The sequence below is a fragment of the Tsukamurella pseudospumae genome (assembly GCF_001575205.1).
Lineage (GTDB): Bacteria > Actinomycetota > Actinomycetes > Mycobacteriales > Mycobacteriaceae > Tsukamurella > Tsukamurella pseudospumae.
In genome coordinates, this window is sequence record NZ_LSRE01000008.1 from 131,814 (window position 1) to 150,549 (window position 18,736).

Here is an 18,736-nt window from a genome sequence, read left to right on the forward strand (position 1 = left end):
TCCCCGCTCCCCTCGTGTATTCGCGAGGCGAGCGGGGATTTCTGCGGGGAGACGCCTCAGCGACCGGATCTGGTGCGGACCGCGAGGGCGGCGGAGGCGATCACGGCAAGGCCGCCGAGCACCGTCGACCACCCGACGGACTCGCCGAGCAACACAGCGGCCCAGGCGATCCCGAACACGGGCTGGACCAGCTGCACCTGGCTGACGGTGGCCATCGGTCCGATCGCGAGGCCGCGGTACCAGGCGAAGAAGCCCAGGAACATGCTCACCACGCCGAGGTAGGCGAAGGCCCACCAGCCGGATGCCGTGCCACTCACCCCACCTCGGGTACTGAGGGCCGTGAGCACCAGCATCACCGGCGCGGCCACCACGAGTGCCCACGAGATCGTCTGCCACGCGCCGAGTTCCCGCGAGAGCAGTCCACCCTCCGCGTAACCGATCGCCGCGGCGACCACCGCGCCGAACAGCAGGAGATCCGAGGCGCGCAGGGTGCCGAGGCCGCCGCCCTGCAGGACGGCGAAGACCACCGCGCACACCGCGCCGACCGCCGCGGCGCCCCAGAACGCGGGACGCGGCCGTTCTCCTACCCGCCACACGGCGGCCACAGCGGTCGCGGCGGGCAGCAGGGCGATCACGACGGCACCGTGCGAGGCGGAAGCCGTGGTCAACGCGAAGGAGGTCAGCACGGGGAAACCGATCACCACGCCGAGCGCGACGACGCCGACGCGGACCCACTGTCGGCCGCGCGGAAGCGCCTGCCGGGTGGCGAACAGCGCAATCGCTGCCAGCGCTGCGGCCACGACGGCACGGCCGGCGCCGACGAAGAGCGGCGGGAGGCCGCCGCCGGCGACCGCGACGCGGGTGAAGGGCACGGTGAAGGAGAAGGCGAGCACCCCCAGGAGTCCCCACAGCAGCCCCGATCTCACGATCGGCGACCCCGGTATCACTGGTCGACGTTGGACAGTAGCGCTATCATGCTGGTTCATGTCTGACGATAGCAGTGGGGCACGTCTGACGACAGCCCTCCGATCCTGGATCGCCGCGGCTCCACCCGGCGCCAAGCTCCCGTCCACTCGGGCGCTCGTGGCCGAGTACCGCGTCAGCCCCGTCACGGTGCAGCAGGCGCTGCGCTCGCTCACCGCACTCGGTGTCATCGAGACACGGACGGGTGTCGGTACTTTCGTGCGCACAGAGCGCGCCGCGCGGCCCGTCGACCTGGGCTGGCAGACCGCCGCCCTGGGCGCTTCGGGGCGCCGCACACCAGTCGCGCCCACCGCCCTGCAGCCGTCCGACGGGGACGCCATCGGCCTGCACTCCGGGTACCCCGCGCGGGAGCTGCTACCGGAACGCCTGGTCCGGCCTGCCCTCGCCCGCGCTGCGCGGAGCGAGGCGCTGATGGGACGACCGCCCGTCGCCGGGCTCCCCGAGCTGCGATCCTGGTTCGCCGCCGAACTCGCCGCGCAGACGCCGGCCGGGACCGGCCCCGTCGGCGCCCGCGACGTGGTGGTCACGCCCGGCAGCCAGGGCGCCCTGCTCGCCGCCTTCCGGGCGCTGGTGGGCGCCGGGCGGCCGCTGGTGATGGAGTCACCCACCTACTGGGGCGCGATCCTCGCCGCGGAACAGGCTGGGGTCGAGGTGTTCCCGGTACCGAGCGGACCGTCGGGCCCGGATCCGGACGTCGTGCGGCGCATCCTCGCCGAGACCGGGGCGCGCGCCTTCTACGCGCAGCCGGCGTTCGCGAGTCCGACGGGTGCCGTGTGGGATCCGGACCGTGCAGGGCGGATCCTCGCCGCGGTACGCGACGCCGGCGCGTTCCTCATCGAGGACGACTACGCGCGGGACTTCGGCATCGACGCCGCGCCGGTCCCCCTCGCGACGCGGGACGACTCCGGACACGTGGTGTACGTCAGGTCCCTGAGCAAGAGCGTCGCGCCCGCGGTGCGCGTGGCGGCGATCATCGCGCGCGGCCCGGCCCGGGACCGGATCCTCGCCGACACCCAGGCGGACGCGATGTACGTCAGCGGCGTCCTCCAGGCGGTGGCACTCGATGTGGTCACGCAGCCGGCCTGGCGGACGCACCTGCGGCGGCTGGGACGGCAGCTCGGCGACCGTCGAGACCTGTTGCTGCGCAGCCTCCGCGCGCACGCGCCCGATGTCGCCGTGGACGCAGTACCGCGCGGCGGCCTCGCGCTGTGGGCGCGCCTGCCCGACGAGGTCGACCTCGGCACCGTCGTCGAACGGTGCCGCCGCGACGGCCTGATCGTGGGTCCCGGTGACGAGTGGTTCCCCGCGGAGCCCACGGGGAACCACCTCCGTCTCGCCTACGCCGGACCGCAGCCCGAGCGCTTTCCGGAGGGGTCTCGCATCCTGCAGAACGCGCTCACACCGACGGCGTGAACGCCTCGAACCACACGCGCTCCCGCGGGAGACCGGCGACCTCGAGCTGATCGGCCGTCCCCGACATGAAGGGCAGCGGTCCGCACAGGTACGCGTTCGCATCGCCCGGGATCTCCATCCCGGACAGGTCGATGCGGCCGCGGGACTCCCCCTCCTCCAACGGATAGCCGTCCGGGAGATCGTCGTACCACGTGTGCAGCTCGGCACCCGGGATCCGCGCGACCAGCTCCGCGAGCTCGGTGCGGTGCGCGTGCGTAGCGCGGGTGCGGTCGGCGTGCGCGACGACGACTCGCCGGCCGCCCTCCTCCTCCGCGAGGTGGTAGAGCATGCCGAGCACCGGCGTGATGCCGATGCCCGCTGATGCCAGGACCAGGGGCGTCGTCGGATCGCTGTCCAACACGATGTCGCCGAAAGGCGGGGAGACCTGCAGCTCGACACCCTCGAACGCGTACTCGTGCAGGTACGACGACACTTCGCCGTCGCGCCGGACCCCGACCCGCCATCGGCCCTCTCCGGCGCCGGAGAGGCTGTACTGGCGGATCTGGCGGGCACCGTCGGGCAGGCGGACCGCGACCGAGACGTACTGCCCGGGGAGGAAGTCCGGGAGCGGAGCCCCGGACGGGTCCGCCAGGACGAAGGCGACGGTGCGCGGGGTCTCCTGCTGCCGCTCCGCGACGACGACGGTGCGCCATACGGATTCGGGCGTGATCGCGGCGGCTGCGTAGAGCCCCTTCTCGATGGCGATGAGTTCGTCGGCGAGCTGCCAGTACAGCGCGGTCCAGGCCTCGGCGACCGCCGGTGTGACGGCCGCCCCGAGCACCTCGCCGATCGCCGCGAACAGGTGCTCGTACACGACCGGGTACTGATCCGGCGCGACGCCCAGGGATGCGTGCTTGTTCGCGACGCGCTCGAGCATCGTCCGCGCGGAGACCTCGTCGTCCACGACGGCCGTGGCGTACATGGCGATCGACGCGGCGAGCGAGCGCTGCTGCGCGCCCACCGCCTGGTTGCCCCGGTTGAACAGGTCGCGCTCCAACGCGGGATGCGCGGCGAACAGGCGGCGGTAGAAGTTCGGCGTGATCTCGTCGATCGCGCCGCCGACGGCGGGCAGAGTCTCGCGGATGACGATGATCTGGGGTTCGGTGAGCATGGGGCATCTGTCCTCGGGCTGACGGGAAGGGCTACTACGACGTTATGTAGTAGTAGCCCGTCGCCGCCAGGGACGGATGTCCCGCAGCTCCGGGACCTACCGCTTGAGGCCGTGCCGCCGCGCCACGATGCTGGACACCACCTCGACCGGGACGAGCCTCTTGAGCAGGAAGACCAGCGGCGCATTGCTTCCCACCGCGTAGAACTCGCGCGGCTTGTCGGCCTCGATCGCCTTCACTATGACCTCCGCCACTTCCGCCGGCGTGATCCCCGAGCGCTCGTTCGCGTCGAGGTTCTCGATCATCGTGTCGAAGTCGGCGCGGTACACGGAATCGTCGGCCACGTACTTGGTGCGGCGCTCGCCGATCCCGGTGGCGATCGAGCCGGGTTCGACGGTGGACACCCACACGCCGAACGGCGACAGCTCCTGCCGCGCCGCCGAGGCGAAGCCCTTGAGGGCCGCCTTCGCGGCGACGTACGAGCCGCGGTACGCGAGCGGGAAACTCGCGAGCATCGACCCGACCATGATCACCCGGCCGTGGCGCCCCTCACGCATTGCGGGCAGCAGGCGCTGGGTGAGCTGCACGGCACCGAAGACGTTGGTCTGGAACAGCCGGTCCACGGCGTCGGCGGGCAGCTCCTCGAGCGGCCCCGACTGGCTCTCACCCGCGTTGTTCACGACGACATCGACGGCGCCGGCCGCGGCGGCGCACTCCGCGATCGACGCGCGATCGGCGAGGTCCAGCGCCAGGTACTCGACTCCGGGGATCCGCTTGTCGGCGGGGATCGTCTCCGGGTTCCGGCTGGTGCCGAGCACCCGGTATCCCTTCTGCGCGAGCAACTTCGCCGTCTCGTATCCGATGCCCGACGATGCCCCCGTCACCAGTGCCGTCCGCTCAGTCATGTCCGTTCCCCGTTCGTCCGCCGGTGGCGGCCGCTGCTGCGCGGCCCGCCGTCATCCCCGAGAATATGCACCCGCCGAGGAACGTGCCCTCGAGAGCGTTGTAGCCGTGCACCCCGCCGCCACCGAACCCCGCGACCTCGCCCGCGGCGTACAGGCCGGGGACGGGGGCACCGTCGGCCCCGAGGACGCGCGCCTTCAGATCCGTCTCGAGTCCGCCCAGGGTCTTACGGGAGAGGATGTTCAGGCGGACGGCGATGAGCGGCCCGTGCGCCGGATCGAGGATCCGGTGCGGCTTGGCGACCCGCACCACCTTGTCTCCCAGGTAGTTCCGCGCGTTGTGCATCGCCTGCAGCTGGGCGTCCTTGCTGAAGGAGTTGGCGACCTCGCGGTCGCGCGCCTCGATCTGCCGGCGGAGGTGGTCGAGGTCGACGTGCCCGCCGCGGCCCAGGCCGTTCATGCCCTCGACCAGTTCCTCGAGGGTGTCGGCCACAACGAAGTCCTCGCCGTGCTGCTTGAAGGCCTCGACGGGGCCGGGCGCGCCCTTCGACTTCACCCGGCCCAGAGCCAGTTTCAGGTCCTTCTCGGTGATGTCCGGGTTCTGCTCGGAGCCCGACAGTGCGAACTCCTTCTCGATGATCGACTCGGTGAGGACGAACCACGAGTAGTCGTAGCCGGTCTCGAGGATCGCCTTCATCGTCGAATTGGTGTCGAAGCCGGGGAAGTTCGGGGCGGCGAAGCGGTTGCCGTTCGCGTCGAACCACAGCGACGACGGCCCGGGAATGATGCGGATCGCGTGGTTCGGCCAGATCGGGTCCCAGTTGTGGATGCCCTCGGTGTAGGCCCACACCCGATCGCGATTGACGATGTTCGCTCCCGCTTCCTCGGAGATCGCCAGCATGCGGCCGTCGACGTGCGCCGGCACGCCCGCGATCATGTGCTCCGGGAAGGGGCCGAGCCGCTCCGTCGGCCAGTACTGCCGCATGAGCTCGAAATTGTGGCCGATGCCACCGGAGGTGACGAGCACCGTCGGGGCGCGGAACGCGAACTCCCCGACTGCTTCCCGACCGCTGGCGACGCCGCGATCGAGGTCGGAGGGTTCGAGGACGGCGCCGCTGACGCCCACGATCGCGCCGTCGTCGCTTCGCTCCAGTTCGTCGACGCGGTGTCGGAAGGCGAAGCGCACCAGGCCCTGCCGCTCCGCTCGCTCGACCGGCTCGCGGAACACGCGCACGACCTCGGGCCCCGTCCCCCAGGTGAGATGGAAACGCGGGACGGAGTTGCCGTGTCCGTCGGCCGCGCCGCCGCCGCGCTCCGCCCAGCCCACCACGGGTGTGAAGCCGAGCCCGAGACCCCGCAGGTAGTCGCGCTTGCGGTGCGTCGCGAACTCGACGTAGGCGCGGGCCCACTGCCTGGGCCAATGGTCCTCATCGTCGCGGTCGAAGCCCGCGGACCCCGTCCAGTCCTGCCACGCCAACTCGAAGGAGTCCTTGATGCCCAGGCGCCGCTGCTCGGGCGAATCGACCAGGAACAACCCGCCGAGGCTCCAGAAGGCCTGACCTCCCAGGTTGTTCCGGTTCTCCTGGTCGAGGATCAGGACCCGACGGCCGACCCGGGACAGCTCGTACGCCGCGACGAGGCCGGCGAGGCCCGCCCCCACCACGATCGAGTCGGGCGCGAAGCCGTTCGGACCCGTCGACGATTCCTCGGTCATGCGTCCACCTCTCGATGCCCATAACTGGACTGGCTGTTCTACTTATCGCTAGCATGGCACGCATCACATCCCGCGTCAACGAGAGGACGAGCGATGGCCAAGGGCGAGCAGACCCGCGCCCGCAGCGTGGAGCGGTTCCTCGACGCGGGCCTGGACGTGTTCGCCGAGCGCGGCTATCACGCTGCGTCGATGGACGAGATCTGCCGCCGCGCCGACCTGTCCCGCGGCGCCTTCTACTCGAACTTCTCCGGCAAGGAGGCGCTGTTCCTCGCCCTCTTCGACCGGCACACCGAGCGGCAGGTCGGACGCGTCGCCGCCGTGATCGACGGGGCCGGGTCGCTGGACGACGCGATCGCGGCCGCTGCTCTCGCCGCCGCGCCCGACGATCCCGAGGAGCGCCGCTGGGGACTGCTCTCCACCGAGTTCACCATCTTCGCCGCCCGCGACGAGGCCGCCGCGGCACGGCTCACCGAGCGCGATCGCGCGGTCCGGGAGCGTCTGGCGGGATCGCTCCGCAGGTTCGTCCCCGCCGACGACGCGGCGTCGCTGGCTCGCTTCGCCATCGCGCTCTACGAGGGCGCGCAGCTCACCCACCTGGTCGACGGTGACTCGGCCGCGGCCCGGGAGTTGCTCCTACGCTTCCTGCCCGCCGGGCTGCACACCGTCGCCGAGCGCTGACGGAGCCCCGACCGTGCGATCGCCTCCGGCGAACACTCCGCACAGCAGCAGCGGTATCAGGAGCACCAGGAGGCTGATCAGCGGCAGGTTCCAGTTCCCGTGCACGCCGTGCAGCACGCCCATGAGCATCGGGCCCCACGCGGCGAGCAGGTACCCGACCGTCTGCGACATCGCCGACAGCGAGACCGCTTCGGCCGTGGTCGCTGCGCGCAGGTTCATCATCGTCACCGCCAGGGAGATCATCGCGCCCAGGCCGAAGCCGACGAAGACGTTCGCGATCCAGGCCCCGATTCCGTTCCCGAAGGCGAGGACGCCGAGTACGCCGATCCCCTGCAGCGCCACGGCCGCCACCGCGACGATCCGCTGCTCCCGGCGCCGGGCCGCCCACTGCGGGAAGGTCAGCGCGGTCAGCACGCTGAGCAGCCCGCCGATGGCGAGCATCGCCCCGGCGGTCTCCGCGGACAGTCCGCGGTCGCGGTAGATCGTGGGGATCCAACCGATCAGGGCGTAAGCCTGCAGCGACTGCAGGCCCATGAAGCCGGTGACGGCCCATGCGACCGGGCTGCGGAGCACCGTCCGGACGGCACCCGGCGCGTCGGCACCGTCGGCCTCGGGAACGTTCCGGCGGAACCGGAGGTACCGCACCGTCACCACGGCGAGCAGCAGGACCGCGACCAGCGCGGGGACCGCCCAGAGTGCCAGCGCTCCCCGCCAGCTGCCGCCGAGCGCGGTGGCGCCGGGCACCGTCAGGGCGGAGGCGAACCCGGTGGAGACGCAGACCATCGCGGTGAACAGGCCCGTCATGAGACCGATCCGGTGCGGGAAGAAGATCCGTACGAGGACGGGACCGAGCACGTTGCCCACCGCGATCCCCGCGCCGGCCAGCATCGTCCCGCCGAGCAGCACGGGCCAGCTCGGCAGGATCCGGAGCGCGCTGCCGACGGCGATCATCGCGAGCGCCACCGCCGCCACCAGCGGAGCGGTGTACCGGCGGGCCAGGCGGGGCGTCGCGGCCGAGAAGAGGCCGAGGCAGAGGACGGGGCCGGTGGTGAGCAGCGCGACCTCCGCGCCGTTCAATCCGTAGGCATCGCGGATCTCGGAGAGCACAGCGGACGAGCTGCCGAAGATCAGCCGCAGGCAGACCCCCATCATGATGAGAGCGACCGCGCAGGTCAGGGCACCGACCGCTCGCAGCGCGGCGGGGGATGAGGACTCCTCACGGACGGTCACCCCTCGAATCATGGGATGTATTCGGCTCGGGGTCAATTCTCGGGACCCGTCTGCGCGCTACCGTGACGGAGGTGGCCGCCCTCCCGAACGACCGCATCATCGGATACCGCCTCCGCGCCCACGGGCTCGTCGAGCGGGCGGATCCGGACGCCCTCCTGACGGCGGCCGGGCGGTGCGGAATCCAGGACAGCCCGCCCGGATCCGGGCTCCTCGCGCTGCACGCACGGGTCACCGGAGTCGCCCCCGGCACCCTCGACGCGCGCCTCGACGACCGCGCCCTGCTGCGTACGTGGTGCATGCGCGGCGCCCCGTTCGTCATCCCCGTCGACGGTGCCGCCGTCTTCACCGCCGGCGTCCTGCCGGGCACCGAAGCCGCCGTCCGGCACTTCCTTCTCGGGCTCGGTCCTGCGCTCGACGATCTCGGGATGTCCGCCGACGGTGCGGTCGCCGCCGTCGCGGCGCGCACGACGACCATGCTGTCCGGTCGCAGGCTCGCGATCGGCCCGCTCGGGGCGGAGGTCGCCGAGGCGATGGCGGCCGAGCTCAGCCCGGCACAGCGCTCGGTCTGGACCGCCGACGGGCCGTGGTCCGCCGGGCAGTCGCTCGGCGAGGGTGTGGTGCACTTCTGCCTGCGGATCCTCACTCTGCGTGGGCTCGTGTGCTTCGCGCCGCGGGAGGACGACACCGCACCGTTCGTCCTCGTCGAAGAGTGGCTGGGCCACCCCCTCCCGGGACCGGATGGAGACGATGCCCGCGCGGAGCTCGTCCGGCGGTACCTGCGCTGCTACGGGCCGTCGACGAAGGCCGACTTCGCCGCGTGGCTCGGCGTCCGCGCCGGCGACGCCGGCCCGTGGTGGAGCCTCGTCGAATCCGACCTCGAGCGCGTCGAGACGCAGGCGGGGCGCGCGTGGGTCCACGCGGACGACCTCGAATCCCTGCGGACCGCAGCGGATCCCGCCGGGACCCGCCTGCTCCCTCCCCGCGACCCCTACACGCAGGCCCGGGACCGCTCCGTCATCGTCGCGCCCGAGCACCACCGGGCCGTGTGGCGCACCGTCGGGGAGCCTGGCACGGTCCTGATCGATGGACGCATCGCCGGGACCTGGCGCCCGCGCAAACACGGGAAGAGGTTGACCCTCACCATCACTCCCTTCGCGCCGCTCTCGGTTCGAGCCCGCAGGGCCGTGACCCACGAGGCCGAACAGGTGGGCACGCTCCGCGGTGCCGCATCCACCGAGGTCGCTATCGACTCCTAGCGCCCGCGGAAATCTCCGGCCCCGTCAGATATCTCCGGACACACCGACTATTCGCGGGGCGAGCGAGGATATCTGCCGCGCGCGAACATTCCTGCCGCCTTACGGCTGGACCGCGGCGACCTCCTCGTCGAGGGCCCGCAGGACCGCGGCGACCGCGGGGCGGCGCTCGGCGCCGGGCCGGATCGCGACCTCGAGGATGCGGGCGGCGAGCACGCCGACGATCTCCAGCCCGCGGACGCCCGGATGGGTCACGGCATGCCGGGCGACGAGCGCCACGCCGAGATCGGCGGCGACCATCGCCTGGATGGTGTGGAAGTCGTTGATCCGCTGGACCACCCGCGGCTGCACGCCGGTGAGCGTGGCCAGCGAGCGGAGCACGTCGTCGACGGGGAAGCCGTCCCGCACGCTGATCCAGTCCAGGTCCGCCAGCTGCGTCGCGTCGACCCGGCCCGCGTCCGCCAGCGGATGCCCCAGGGGCACCACCAGGTCGATCGGCTCGCGCATGAGGACGCGAGAGGCGATGCGCGGACCGCCGAGCGGTGCGGCGCGCTCGTCCCGGTGCGCCACGACGATGTCCGCGTCGGCCAGCATCGCCGGGAGTTCCGTGCCCGGCAGGTCCGCGTCCGACGCGGTGACCCGCACGCCGGCGGCCCTCGTCCGCCGCAGCACACCCGGCAGCAGCAGCTCCGCCGCGGACGGGAACAGCGTCAGCCGGACCACGCCGACCGGCGTCGAGCGGTAGCGGTCCATCTCGGCCCGGGCCCGATCGAGTTCGCCCAGCACCGATTCCGCGCGCACGACCAGCGCGAGCCCGGCGTCGGTGAGCCGCACGCGCCGGCCGTCGGGTTCGAGCAGATCCACCCCGGCCTCCCGGGCGAGCACCTTGAGCTGCTGCGACACCGCCGACGGGGTCATGTCCATCGCCCGCGCCGTCGCGGCTACCGTGCCGCGGTCGGCGAGCTCGCGCAGGATCCGCAGGCGGTGGACGTCCATGCGCAGTGAGCGTACGCGCGGCTCAGCGCAGGGCGTACCCGCCATCGACGTACAGCGTCGAGCCCGTGGTGTAGGTGTTCGTGAACAGATGGACGACCGCAGCGGCGATCTCGTCCTCGGTCCCCGGCCTGCCGAGCACCGCCTCGCGGCGGATGTGCGCGAACGCCGCGTCCCGAGCCTCGTCGGGCCGCCCCGCCCACAGGTTCCCGTCGACGGTGCCGGGCGCGATCGCGGTGACCCGCACCGGCGCCAGCTCCACGGCCAGGCCGCGGGCGAGCCCCTCGATCGCGGCGTTCGCGGCGACATAGGGCGCCGCCGGCCCCGCGGGCCGGACACTGGCGGCGCCGGAGACCAGAACGACTGCGGCATCGGCGCTGAACTTCGGCAGGGCGGCCTTCACCACGCGGTACTGGCCCCAGAACTTCGATTCGAACGGGCTCCGTGCGGCATCGGGGTCGAGATCCTTGAAGGAACCCACCGTGTAGGTGGCCGCGGTCGTCAGCAGTGCGTCGACCGTGTCGATGTCCGCGAAGAAGTCCTCCACGGACGCGGGATCCGCGGTGTCGACGGCCCGCGCCGTCGCGCCCGGTCCCAACTCGGCGACGGCACCGTCGAGCCGCTCCCGCGAGCGACCACCCAGGACGACCCGGGCACCGTCGGCGATCACGCGGCGGGCGACGGCGAGGCCGATCCCGCTGCCTCCCCCGATGAGGACGACGGTGCGATCGCGCAGTTCGAAGGTCATTCCGCGACGCTAACCGCAGCTCTGCACCGGCGGCAGACCTGCGCGCCGCATGATTCCAGGTTCATGTAGGTCGACTACATGGTTGATCAAGAAGTATTCGATTGTGCTTCCGCTCGCGCGCCGGAACAGTGGAGGTCATGAGCCCCCGTGACCGCCTCGTCGCCCTCACCGTCGTCGTGCTGTGGGGGCTCAACTTCCTCGCCATCCGCTACGGCCTGGACTACTTCCCGCCGTTGTTCCTCGGCGCCCTGCGCTTCCTGGTGCTCGCGGTCCCGGTACTGCTGTTCGTGCGGCCGCCGAAGGGCCCGGTGAAGTGGCTGCTCCTCTACGGAATCGGTTCGGGCACCTTCCAATTCGGGCTGCTGTTCACCGCGATGCACATCGGCATGCCGACCGGCCTGGCCTCGCTGGTCCTGCAGTCCTCGGCGCCGTTCACGGTGTTGCTCGGCGCGGTCCTGCTGCACGAGAAGCTGACCGTCCGGCAGGTCGCGGGTATCGGGATCGCCGTCGTCGGCATGTCCCTGATCATCCTGGACCGCGCCGACGCCGCGTCCGGGGTCGGCGTCCTCGGCGTCGCCCTTACCCTGCTAGGTGGTCTGAGCTGGGCGTTCGGCAACATCGGACAGCGACTCGCGGCACCGTCGGAGCCCTTCCGGTTCACCCTGTGGATGTCGGTCATCCCGCCCCTGCCCCTGCTGGCGCTCAGCGCCGCGATCGAGGGGCCCACCACGGGCTGGAAGGCCCTGGCCCACAGCTTCGACGGTGCCGAGGGCCGCCTCGCGCTCCTGGGCGTCGCCTACATCGCGATCATGAGCACCGTCGTCGGCTACGGACTGTGGGGCGCGCTGATGGCCCGCTACCCCGCCTCGACGGTGGCGCCGGCGACGCTCCTGGTTCCCGTCGTCGGCATCGCGGCGAGCGCGGCCGTGCTCGGCGAGCATCCGACGGCCCTCGCCCTGACCGGCGCGGCAATCGTCATCGCCGGCTGCCTGCTCGGGATGCTGCGCAAGCCCGCTCCACTACCGGGTGGCGATGAGGGCGGTCGTGCCGGCGGCGAGCTCGACGTCACGATCGCCGATGACCGCGGCGAGCGCGGCGCGCAGGGCGGACCGGCGGTCGTCCGGCAGCGTTGAGTGCGACGAATAGGTGAAGACGAGGTCGAGCCACCGCTCCTTGGGCTGCGTCTCGGTCCAGTCGTCCTCGCGCTCGGTCACGGCGAAGCCCGCGTCCTCGAACGTCCTCCTCAGCGCGGCCATCCGGAACATCTGGTCGTGCGGGGTCCCCGCGCCAGCGGCCTCGACGTTCACGTAGTCGCTGCTCGCGGCGCGGAGGTCGTCGTTGGGCGGTGACGTCGGGCGGAGCTTGTTCCACAGCAGGACCACGCGCCCGCCCGGGTTGAGCAGCTCCAGGAAGCGCGGGATCGCGCGGTCCGCGTCCACCCAGTGGAAGGACTGCCCGAACGTGATGAGGTCGAAGGTGCGGCCGCGGTCGTCCCACTCCTCGAAGGTCGCGACCTCGGCCGGCACGCCCGACGCCCGCGCGAGGGCGGCCATGGCACCGTCGGGCTCCACGGCCAGGACGTCCAGGCCCCGGTCCCGCAGCTGCCGGGCGAGGATCCCCGTCCCGGCGCCGACGTCCAGGGCCGAGCGGCCCGTCGCGATCGCGTCGAGGGTCACCTCGCTGTACCGGGGCCGGAGCCGGTCGTAGTCCGCCGCGATCGCCCCGAACGACAGTGCCCGCTGCCGGTCCTCGTGCAGTTCAGCCATGCAACCACCTTGCCCTATCCTGGAACGCATGCCCGGACTCCCCCTCCGCGCCCGCGCGGCGCTGCTCGCCGCCCGATCCGCAGCCTGGGCGTCGCAGCGCGCCGGGCGCGGCAAGGGCTCGATGATCGGCGGCCTCGTCGCGCTCAAGATCGAGCCGAATCTCATGGCCCGGCTGGCCGACGGTAAGCGGACCGTCGTCGTGACCGGCACGAACGGCAAGTCGACCACCACGCGGATGACCGCCGCCGCCCTCGCCACGACGGGCCGCCCGGTCGCCACGCAGGCCGACGGGGCCAACATGGACGCCGGCATCGTCGCCGCGCTCACCGCGCACCAGGGCGCGTCGCTCGCCGCGCTCGAGGTCGACGAGCTGCACGTGCCGCACGTGCTCGATGCCACCGGCGCCGAGGCGCTCGTGCTGCTCAACCTCTCCCGCGACCAGCTGGACCGGGTGGGCGAGATCAACGCCATCGAGCGCCGCCTGCGCGCGGGCGTCGACGCCCACCCCGAGCTGACGGTGGTCGCCAACTGTGACGACGTGCTCGTGACCTCCGTCGCGTACGACGCGAAGAACGTCGTGTGGGTCGCCGCCGGGGCGGGGTGGACCAGCGACTCCACGTCGTGCCCCCGCTCGGGCGAGCCGATCGTCCGCGACGGGGACCACTGGTACTCGACGGGGACCGATTTCTCCCGCCCGGAGCCCGACTGGTGGGTGGACGAGTCGGACATCCACGGGCCGGACGGCTTCGTCGCTCCGCTGGTGCTGGCGCTGCCCGGCCGGGCGAACCGCGGCAACGCCGCACAGGCCGTCGCCGCCGCCGTCGCCATGGGCGCGGATCCGCTGGAGGCGGTCCGCGCCGTCGGCACCGTCGGGGAGGTCGCCGGACGGTACTCGACCGTCACCGTCGGGGAGCACACCGTCCGGATGCTGCTCGCCAAGAACCCCGCGGGCTGGCAGGAGGCCATGTCGATGATCGACGGCACCGCAGAGGGTCTCGTGATCGCCGTGAACGGGCAGGTACCCGACGGCGAGGACCTGTCCTGGCTGTGGGACGTGCAGTTCGAACGGTTCGAGAACGGCAAGGTCGTGGCGTCCGGCGAGCGCGGGGCCGACCTCGCCGTGCGGCTGACCTACGCCGGCGCCGAGCACACCCTGCTCCCGGATCCGTTGGCCGCCATCGCCTCCTGCCCGCCCGGGCGCGTGGAGGTGCTCGCGAACTACACGGCGTTCCGCGACCTGAACACGGCACTGGAAGGGCGGAGCGCGTGATCGACTTCTCCGGATCCGAGACCCGGATCACCGAGTCCACCTTGGTGATCGGCCTCGTGCTGCCCGACGTGATGGGCACGTACGGCGACGGCGGCAACGCGCTCGTACTGCGGCAGCGTGCTCGGCTGCGCGGCATCGACGCCGAGGTCCTGCCGATCACACTGTCCGACCCGGTGCCCGCGTCGTGCGACATCTACACCCTCGGCGGCGCCGAGGACAACGCGCAGCGGCTCGCCACCCGACACATGACGCGCTACCCCGGCCTCCAAGAGGCTGCAGCGAAGGGCGTTCCGGTGCTGGCGATCTGCGCTGCGATCCAGGTGTTCGGCCACTGGTACGAGACCTCCGAGGGCGAGCGCGTCGACGGCATCTCCCTGTTCGACTTGACCACGACACCGCAGGAGAAGCGCTCCATCGGTGAGGTGGAGGGCGTACCGCTGATCGAGGGCCTCACGCAGCCGCTGACCGGGTTCGAGAACCACCGCGGCGGCTCGACTCTGGGGCCGGACGCCGCACCCTTGCAGCGCGTGGTGCGGGGCACGGGCAACGGCGCCGGCGTGGCGGTCGACGGGGTCGTGCAGGGCAGCGTGCTCGGCACCTACATGCACGGCCCGGCGCTGGCCCGGAATCCCGAGCTCGCGGACCACCTGATCTCCCGTGCGACCGGGCGGCCGCTCGAGCCCCTGGACCTGCCGGACGTGGAGCTGCTGCGCCGCGAGCGCCTGCGGAAGTAGGCGCGCCCCGGCGTGAGTCCGCGGGCGCGAGCAGGCAGGTGGCTTCTCGAAAGCCATGCGCGAGACGCATGGCTACATCACCCCTGTTCATAAGGCATTTCTACACTCGAGGCCATGCGTGCGATGCATGGCCTCGCGCCGGATCCGATGAGTACGACCCTCGTGAGAGAACTTGTCAGTGGGTCGTTCTAGCGTGTCCCCATCATCGAGAGTTCGGGGGGACTTCATGAGCAGAACGAGCAAGCAGCGGCGGGACGCGCGGAAGAAGCGGAACCGACGAGCGCCGACGCCGCCGAGGAAGAATACGCAGGCAGCGACGCCGGCGATCCCCTTCGACGGATCGAGGTCGAACCACACGCCGACCTCAGATGCGGCGGATCCGGCTTCACGGAATCGCAAGGACGCGAGGGACGCCCGGCTCGCCACGCTGTTGCGATTCCTCTACACCCGCGTCGAAGACTCCCTCTACGAGACGATGTGCGAGTTGTACGAAGAGCTGTGCCCCGACGACGACCCGTCCGTCATCTACGAGCTGGCCGTTCCGGAGACGGCGGTCGCTGAAGTGGCAGTGGAGATCATCCGGGTCAGCGCTGGCGGGTGGCCGGACGAACCGAAAATGAGCGCCGCATGAGTAGCACAATGAGTGCTACATTCGGGGATATGGAGCAGATCGGGGTCCGGGAGCTGCGGCAACACGCCTCGAAGTACCTCGCGCGTGTGGAGGCGGGCGAGGAGATCGAGGTGACCAACCACGGCAAGCTCGTCGCTCGCCTGGTGCCGGTGAGCGAGAAGGAGCGCCAGTACCGCGAATTGGTGGCCTCGGGACTGATCATTCCCGCCGAACGGCCGCTCGACTTGGCCGCGATCACAGCGATGCGGAACGCCCGCCGTCCGCGCGAACCGGGCGAGAAGTCGTTGACAGAGATCCTCATGGAAATGCGGGATGAATAGTGATCTATCTCGACACGTCCGCTCTCACGAAGATGCTGAACCCGGAGAACGAATCGGATGCGCTCGCCGCGTGGATGGCTGCACAAACCGACGGAGGAGAGGAGCTGACCACGAGCGTCATCGGCCGGATCGAAATGGCGCGTGTCGCCGCGCGGTCACCTGATCCGGACGACGTTCCGCAGGCACAATTCGTAGGATCCCGGCTGGTGACGATCCCACTGAACACGACAATCGCGCGAGCGGCGGAAAGCGTGGGCCCGGCGTACCTGCGCTCGCTCGACGCCGTTCATCTTGCATCGGCCGTCAGCATCCGGGACCAGATCGCTGCCTTCGTCAGCTACGACAAGCGACTTCGCAAAGCCGCAGAGGCGGAGGGGCTCACGGTCGTTTCGCCGGGAGCGGAGGAGTAGTCACCAGAGCCCGAGCACGGCCTGTTCGGTGGAGAGCAGGCGCATCTTGGTGGTAACGCCGCCACCGGCGGAGAAGCCGCCGGTGCGGCCGTTCGCCGCGGTCACGCGGTGGCAGGGCACCACGGGCGGGTACGGGTTCTCGCCCAGCGCCCGCCCGACGGCCCGCGCAGAACCGGGAAGTCCTATCTCCGTGGCGATCTCGCCGTAGGTACGGGTGCTGCCCGGCAGGATCCGCCGGGCAGCCTCGTAGACGGCACGCTGGAAATCGGTGAGCCCGTTCATATCCAGCGACACCCACGACAGGTCGTCGTCGAGGTTCGCACCGGAGACCAGGTCGACGATCGCGGCGATCACCCGCGCGACCTCGGCGGGCGGCTCGGACGGATCCGCCCCTGCGCCGAGATGCCGGGCCGTCGCCTCGTCGGACTCCTCCGGCAGCCGGACGGCGGTAACGGCATCGTCTGCGCCCCAGGCGATCCCGCACCGCCCGACGGCGGTGTCGAAAAGGGCGTAGCCGGCCGTCACGGTCAGGCCGTCCGCCGCACGAGCTCGTCCAGATTGGCCTCCATGCCGGCCCGCCACACGCCGAGACGGTAGTCGACGATGCGCCCCTCCTTCTCGGGCTGCGCGGCGACCACGGCGGCGAAGGGCGAGGCACCGTCGCCGACCCGGGCCCACTGCCGGACGATCGCGCCCTGCCGGGACGGGTCGACCTCGAAACCCCAGGTGGCCCACGGCGCAGCTCCCTCGGGCCCGACGGCCCAGACCCAGCGGCGCCCGTCCTCGACCTCGACGACGACGGAGTCGGTGGTCCACTGCCCCAGCTGTTCGTTGCTGTTGTACCCGCGGAACCGCGCCCCCTCGGCGACGCCGGTGGCACCGTCGAGCCACTCGGCGCGCTCGAGCTCACCGTCGACAATGGTGGGCAAGGCGATGTCGGTGACGAACTCCCACGCCTGTTCGGGTGAGCAGTTCAGGACTCGGGAGACCTCGACGGTCGGGTTGTCACGCAGGCGCATGATCGGATCCTATTCGGCGGCCCGCGCGGCGACGACGGTGCAGCGCTCCCGCGTACCGTCGACCGCGAACCAACCGCGCTCGAACTCCTGCCAGCGCGCGAGCTCCGCGCGGGCCTCCTCGCCGTCGCGCGCGACGGCGCGCTCCAGCCGCTCCTGTGCGGTGCCGCCGTCGAGCCACAGCGCCAGCGAGATCCGGTCGGCGAAGGCACGACGCGCACTGGAGACGCCCTCGATCACGATGAGCGGGGCCCACGGCAGGCGCAGTTCCTCGCCCGACGTGGGGACGCCCTCCCGCCAGACCATCGGGCGGTAGAAGGCGTCACGGCCGCGCACCAGCGGGTCGATCACTTCGGCCACGAGCTGCGGCCACCACGACACCGGGTCGTCCCAGGTCGCGTAGTGGTCCGTGCGCACCAGGGCGACGCGGGCACCCTCGGCGCGGAGATCGTCGACGAGGCGCTGCGCGTAGGTCGATTTGCCGGCCCCGGACGGCCCGTCGACGGCGACGATGCCCTCGGGCACGCCCAGCCGGGCCAGCACGTCAGCGGCGTTCACGGGTCAGCTCGGCGGCGTCTCTTCGAGCACGCGGGGCGGCTCGGCGAGGGTGCGGCGGCCGCTCATCGCCCGGCCGAGGGTCAACTCGTCCGCGAACTCGAGCTCGGCGCCCATGGGCAGACCCGCAGCGGGGCGGGTCACGCTCAGGCCCGGGAAGTCCTTGAGCATCCGGACCAGGAAAGCCGCGGTGGCCTCACCCTCCGTGTTGGGATCGGTGGCGATGATGACCTCGTCCACATCGACGCCGTCGACCGCGGTGCCGAGCCGTACGAGCAGCTCGCGGATCCGCAGCTTGTCGGGTCCGATGCCCTTGATCGGGTTCAGCGCGCCACCGAGCACGTGGTAGAGCCCGCGGTACTCACGGGTGCGCTCCACGGCCTGCACGTCCTTGGCCTCCTCGACCACGCAGATCTTCGAGGTGTCACGCCGCGGATCCGAGCAGATCCGGCATCGGATCTCGGCCGAGACATTGCCGCAGACCTCGCAGTAGCGCACGTCGTTGCGCACCCGGACGAGGGCATTGGTGAGCCGATCGATGTCGGTGGGCTGCACCCCCAGGAGGTGGAACGCGATGCGCTGGGCGCCGCGCGGCCCCACCCCCGGGAGCTTGGCCAGCTCGTCGATCAGCTCCTGAACGGGTCCTTCGTACACGTGCCGACCGTCAGAAGGGCAGGCCGCCGGCCAGCGGCCCCATCTTCTGCTGCGCCACCGCCGCGGTGTTGTTCTGAAGGTCGGTGAGCGCACCCAGGACCAGGTCCTGCAGGGTCTCGACATCCTCCGCGTCGACCACCTTGGGATCGATGGTCACGGCCGTCACCTGGCCGTCGCCGGTGCCGGCGACCTTGACGAGGCCGCCGCCGGCCTGCCCCTCGACGGTGGTCACCGCGAGTTCCTGCTGTGCCGCCATGAGCTGCTGCTGCATCGCGCCGACCTGGGCCATCAGGTCTTCCATCGAGCCTCCGGGCTGC

22 protein-coding genes are annotated in these 18,736 nt (G+C 71.5%); 9 read left to right on the plus strand and 13 right to left on the minus strand.

Annotated features, from left to right (window positions below; translation table 11 throughout):
- Positions 1-56: 56 nt before the first annotated feature.
- A complete protein-coding gene (locus AXK61_RS05845; protein ID WP_068571399.1) occupies positions 57-986 on the minus strand; it encodes a DMT family transporter in 930 nt (309 codons plus the stop codon).
- On the opposite strand from AXK61_RS05845, the gene AXK61_RS05850 reads away from it, so the two are divergent.
- Complete coding sequence (locus tag AXK61_RS05850) at positions 985-2,397, plus strand: aminotransferase-like domain-containing protein (protein WP_068571400.1); 1,413 nt, start codon at positions 985-987, stop codon at positions 2,395-2,397. The genes AXK61_RS05845 and AXK61_RS05850 overlap by 2 nt on opposite strands.
- Here the strand turns inward: AXK61_RS05850 and AXK61_RS05855 are convergent.
- The 3 genes from AXK61_RS05855 to AXK61_RS05865 form a co-directional block, all read right to left on the minus strand.
- On the minus strand, positions 2,381-3,547 hold the full coding sequence (locus tag AXK61_RS05855) for a globin domain-containing protein (RefSeq protein ID WP_068571401.1): 1,167 nt from the start codon (positions 3,545-3,547) through the stop codon (positions 2,381-2,383). The genes AXK61_RS05850 and AXK61_RS05855 overlap by 17 nt on opposite strands.
- A gap of 96 nt (positions 3,548-3,643) precedes the next feature.
- The gene (locus AXK61_RS05860; protein ID WP_068571402.1) at positions 3,644-4,450 is read right to left on the minus strand and encodes an SDR family oxidoreductase; all 807 of its coding nucleotides are present in this window, start codon (positions 4,448-4,450) and stop codon (positions 3,644-3,646) included.
- The gene (locus tag AXK61_RS05865) at positions 4,443-6,161 is read right to left on the minus strand and encodes an FAD-binding dehydrogenase (RefSeq protein WP_068744229.1); all 1,719 of its coding nucleotides are present in this window, start codon (positions 6,159-6,161) and stop codon (positions 4,443-4,445) included. Before AXK61_RS05865 ends, AXK61_RS05860 begins: the two co-directional genes overlap by 8 nt.
- A 93-nt stretch (positions 6,162-6,254) precedes the next feature.
- On the opposite strand from AXK61_RS05865, the gene AXK61_RS05870 reads away from it, so the two are divergent.
- Positions 6,255-6,839, plus strand: coding sequence for a TetR/AcrR family transcriptional regulator (locus AXK61_RS05870; protein WP_068571404.1), 585 nt, complete (start codon positions 6,255-6,257; stop codon positions 6,837-6,839).
- Here the strand turns inward: AXK61_RS05870 and AXK61_RS05875 are convergent.
- Complete coding sequence (locus tag AXK61_RS05875; protein WP_197466750.1) at positions 6,795-8,069, minus strand: MFS transporter; 1,275 nt, start codon at positions 8,067-8,069, stop codon at positions 6,795-6,797. The two genes, AXK61_RS05870 and AXK61_RS05875, sit on opposite strands and share 45 nt — an antisense overlap.
- A 71-nt stretch (positions 8,070-8,140) precedes the next feature.
- On the opposite strand from AXK61_RS05875, the gene AXK61_RS05880 reads away from it, so the two are divergent.
- Positions 8,141-9,325 carry a winged helix DNA-binding domain-containing protein gene (locus tag AXK61_RS05880; protein WP_231855446.1) on the plus strand — a complete coding sequence of 395 codons (1,185 nt, stop codon included), beginning with the start codon at positions 8,141-8,143 and terminating at the stop codon, positions 9,323-9,325.
- A 99-nt stretch (positions 9,326-9,424) separates the two neighbouring features.
- On the opposite strand, the gene AXK61_RS05885 is transcribed toward AXK61_RS05880, so the two are convergent.
- Together AXK61_RS05885 and AXK61_RS05890 are read right to left on the minus strand one after the other, a co-directional pair.
- Positions 9,425-10,318, minus strand: a complete 894-nt coding sequence (locus AXK61_RS05885; RefSeq protein ID WP_068571407.1) for a LysR family transcriptional regulator — start codon at positions 10,316-10,318, stop codon at positions 9,425-9,427.
- A 22-nt stretch (positions 10,319-10,340) separates the two neighbouring features.
- Complete coding sequence (locus AXK61_RS05890) at positions 10,341-11,063, minus strand: SDR family oxidoreductase (RefSeq protein WP_068571408.1); 723 nt, start codon at positions 11,061-11,063, stop codon at positions 10,341-10,343.
- Positions 11,064-11,200: 137 nt separating this feature from the next.
- On the opposite strand from AXK61_RS05890, the gene AXK61_RS05895 reads away from it, so the two are divergent.
- On the plus strand, positions 11,201-12,196 hold the full coding sequence (locus AXK61_RS05895) for an EamA family transporter (protein WP_068571534.1): 996 nt from the start codon (positions 11,201-11,203) through the stop codon (positions 12,194-12,196).
- Here AXK61_RS05895 and AXK61_RS24275 read toward each other — a convergent pair.
- Positions 12,083-12,829 carry a class I SAM-dependent methyltransferase gene (locus tag AXK61_RS24275; RefSeq protein WP_139057910.1) on the minus strand — a complete coding sequence of 249 codons (747 nt, stop codon included), beginning with the start codon at positions 12,827-12,829 and terminating at the stop codon, positions 12,083-12,085. The genes AXK61_RS05895 and AXK61_RS24275 overlap by 114 nt on opposite strands.
- A gap of 28 nt (positions 12,830-12,857) precedes the next feature.
- Between AXK61_RS24275 and AXK61_RS05900 the strand changes: the two genes are divergently transcribed.
- The 5 genes from AXK61_RS05900 (at position 12,858) to AXK61_RS05920 (ending at position 16,194) form a co-directional block, all read left to right on the plus strand.
- Positions 12,858-14,099 carry a Mur ligase family protein gene (locus AXK61_RS05900; RefSeq protein WP_068571409.1) on the plus strand — a complete coding sequence of 414 codons (1,242 nt, stop codon included), beginning with the start codon at positions 12,858-12,860 and terminating at the stop codon, positions 14,097-14,099.
- Positions 14,100-14,125: 26 nt separating this feature from the next.
- Positions 14,126-14,833, plus strand: a complete 708-nt coding sequence (locus AXK61_RS05905; RefSeq protein ID WP_068571533.1) for a type 1 glutamine amidotransferase — start codon at positions 14,126-14,128, stop codon at positions 14,831-14,833.
- A 226-nt stretch (positions 14,834-15,059) separates the two neighbouring features.
- Complete coding sequence (locus AXK61_RS24855; RefSeq protein ID WP_139057911.1) at positions 15,060-15,464, plus strand: hypothetical protein; 405 nt, start codon at positions 15,060-15,062, stop codon at positions 15,462-15,464.
- A gap of 29 nt (positions 15,465-15,493) precedes the next feature.
- Positions 15,494-15,784, plus strand: a complete 291-nt coding sequence (locus AXK61_RS05915; protein ID WP_139057912.1) for a type II toxin-antitoxin system Phd/YefM family antitoxin — start codon at positions 15,494-15,496, stop codon at positions 15,782-15,784.
- A complete protein-coding gene (locus tag AXK61_RS05920) occupies positions 15,784-16,194 on the plus strand; it encodes a type II toxin-antitoxin system VapC family toxin (protein WP_068571411.1) in 411 nt (136 codons plus the stop codon). The genes AXK61_RS05915 and AXK61_RS05920 overlap by 1 nt, the downstream gene beginning before the upstream one ends.
- Here AXK61_RS05920 and AXK61_RS05925 read toward each other — a convergent pair whose 3' ends face one another.
- The 5 genes from AXK61_RS05925 to AXK61_RS05945 are packed head-to-tail and all read right to left on the minus strand — an operon-like array spanning position 16,195 to position 18,720.
- Positions 16,195-16,719, minus strand: a complete 525-nt coding sequence (locus AXK61_RS05925; RefSeq protein WP_068571412.1) for a methylated-DNA--[protein]-cysteine S-methyltransferase — start codon at positions 16,717-16,719, stop codon at positions 16,195-16,197.
- A gap of 2 nt (positions 16,720-16,721) precedes the next feature.
- Positions 16,722-17,213: an SRPBCC family protein gene (locus AXK61_RS05930; protein ID WP_068571413.1), complete on the minus strand. Its 492-nt coding sequence runs from the start codon at positions 17,211-17,213 to the stop codon at positions 16,722-16,724.
- A gap of 9 nt (positions 17,214-17,222) precedes the next feature.
- Positions 17,223-17,768: a uridine kinase family protein gene (locus tag AXK61_RS05935; RefSeq protein ID WP_068744232.1), complete on the minus strand. Its 546-nt coding sequence runs from the start codon at positions 17,766-17,768 to the stop codon at positions 17,223-17,225.
- Between the two features lie 3 nt (positions 17,769-17,771).
- Positions 17,772-18,419, minus strand: a complete 648-nt coding sequence (gene recR, locus AXK61_RS05940) for a recombination mediator RecR (RefSeq protein ID WP_068571415.1) — start codon at positions 18,417-18,419, stop codon at positions 17,772-17,774.
- A 10-nt stretch (positions 18,420-18,429) separates the two neighbouring features.
- Positions 18,430-18,720 carry a YbaB/EbfC family nucleoid-associated protein gene (locus tag AXK61_RS05945; protein WP_068571536.1) on the minus strand — a complete coding sequence of 97 codons (291 nt, stop codon included), beginning with the start codon at positions 18,718-18,720 and terminating at the stop codon, positions 18,430-18,432.
- Between the last annotated feature and the right edge of the window lie 16 nt (positions 18,721-18,736).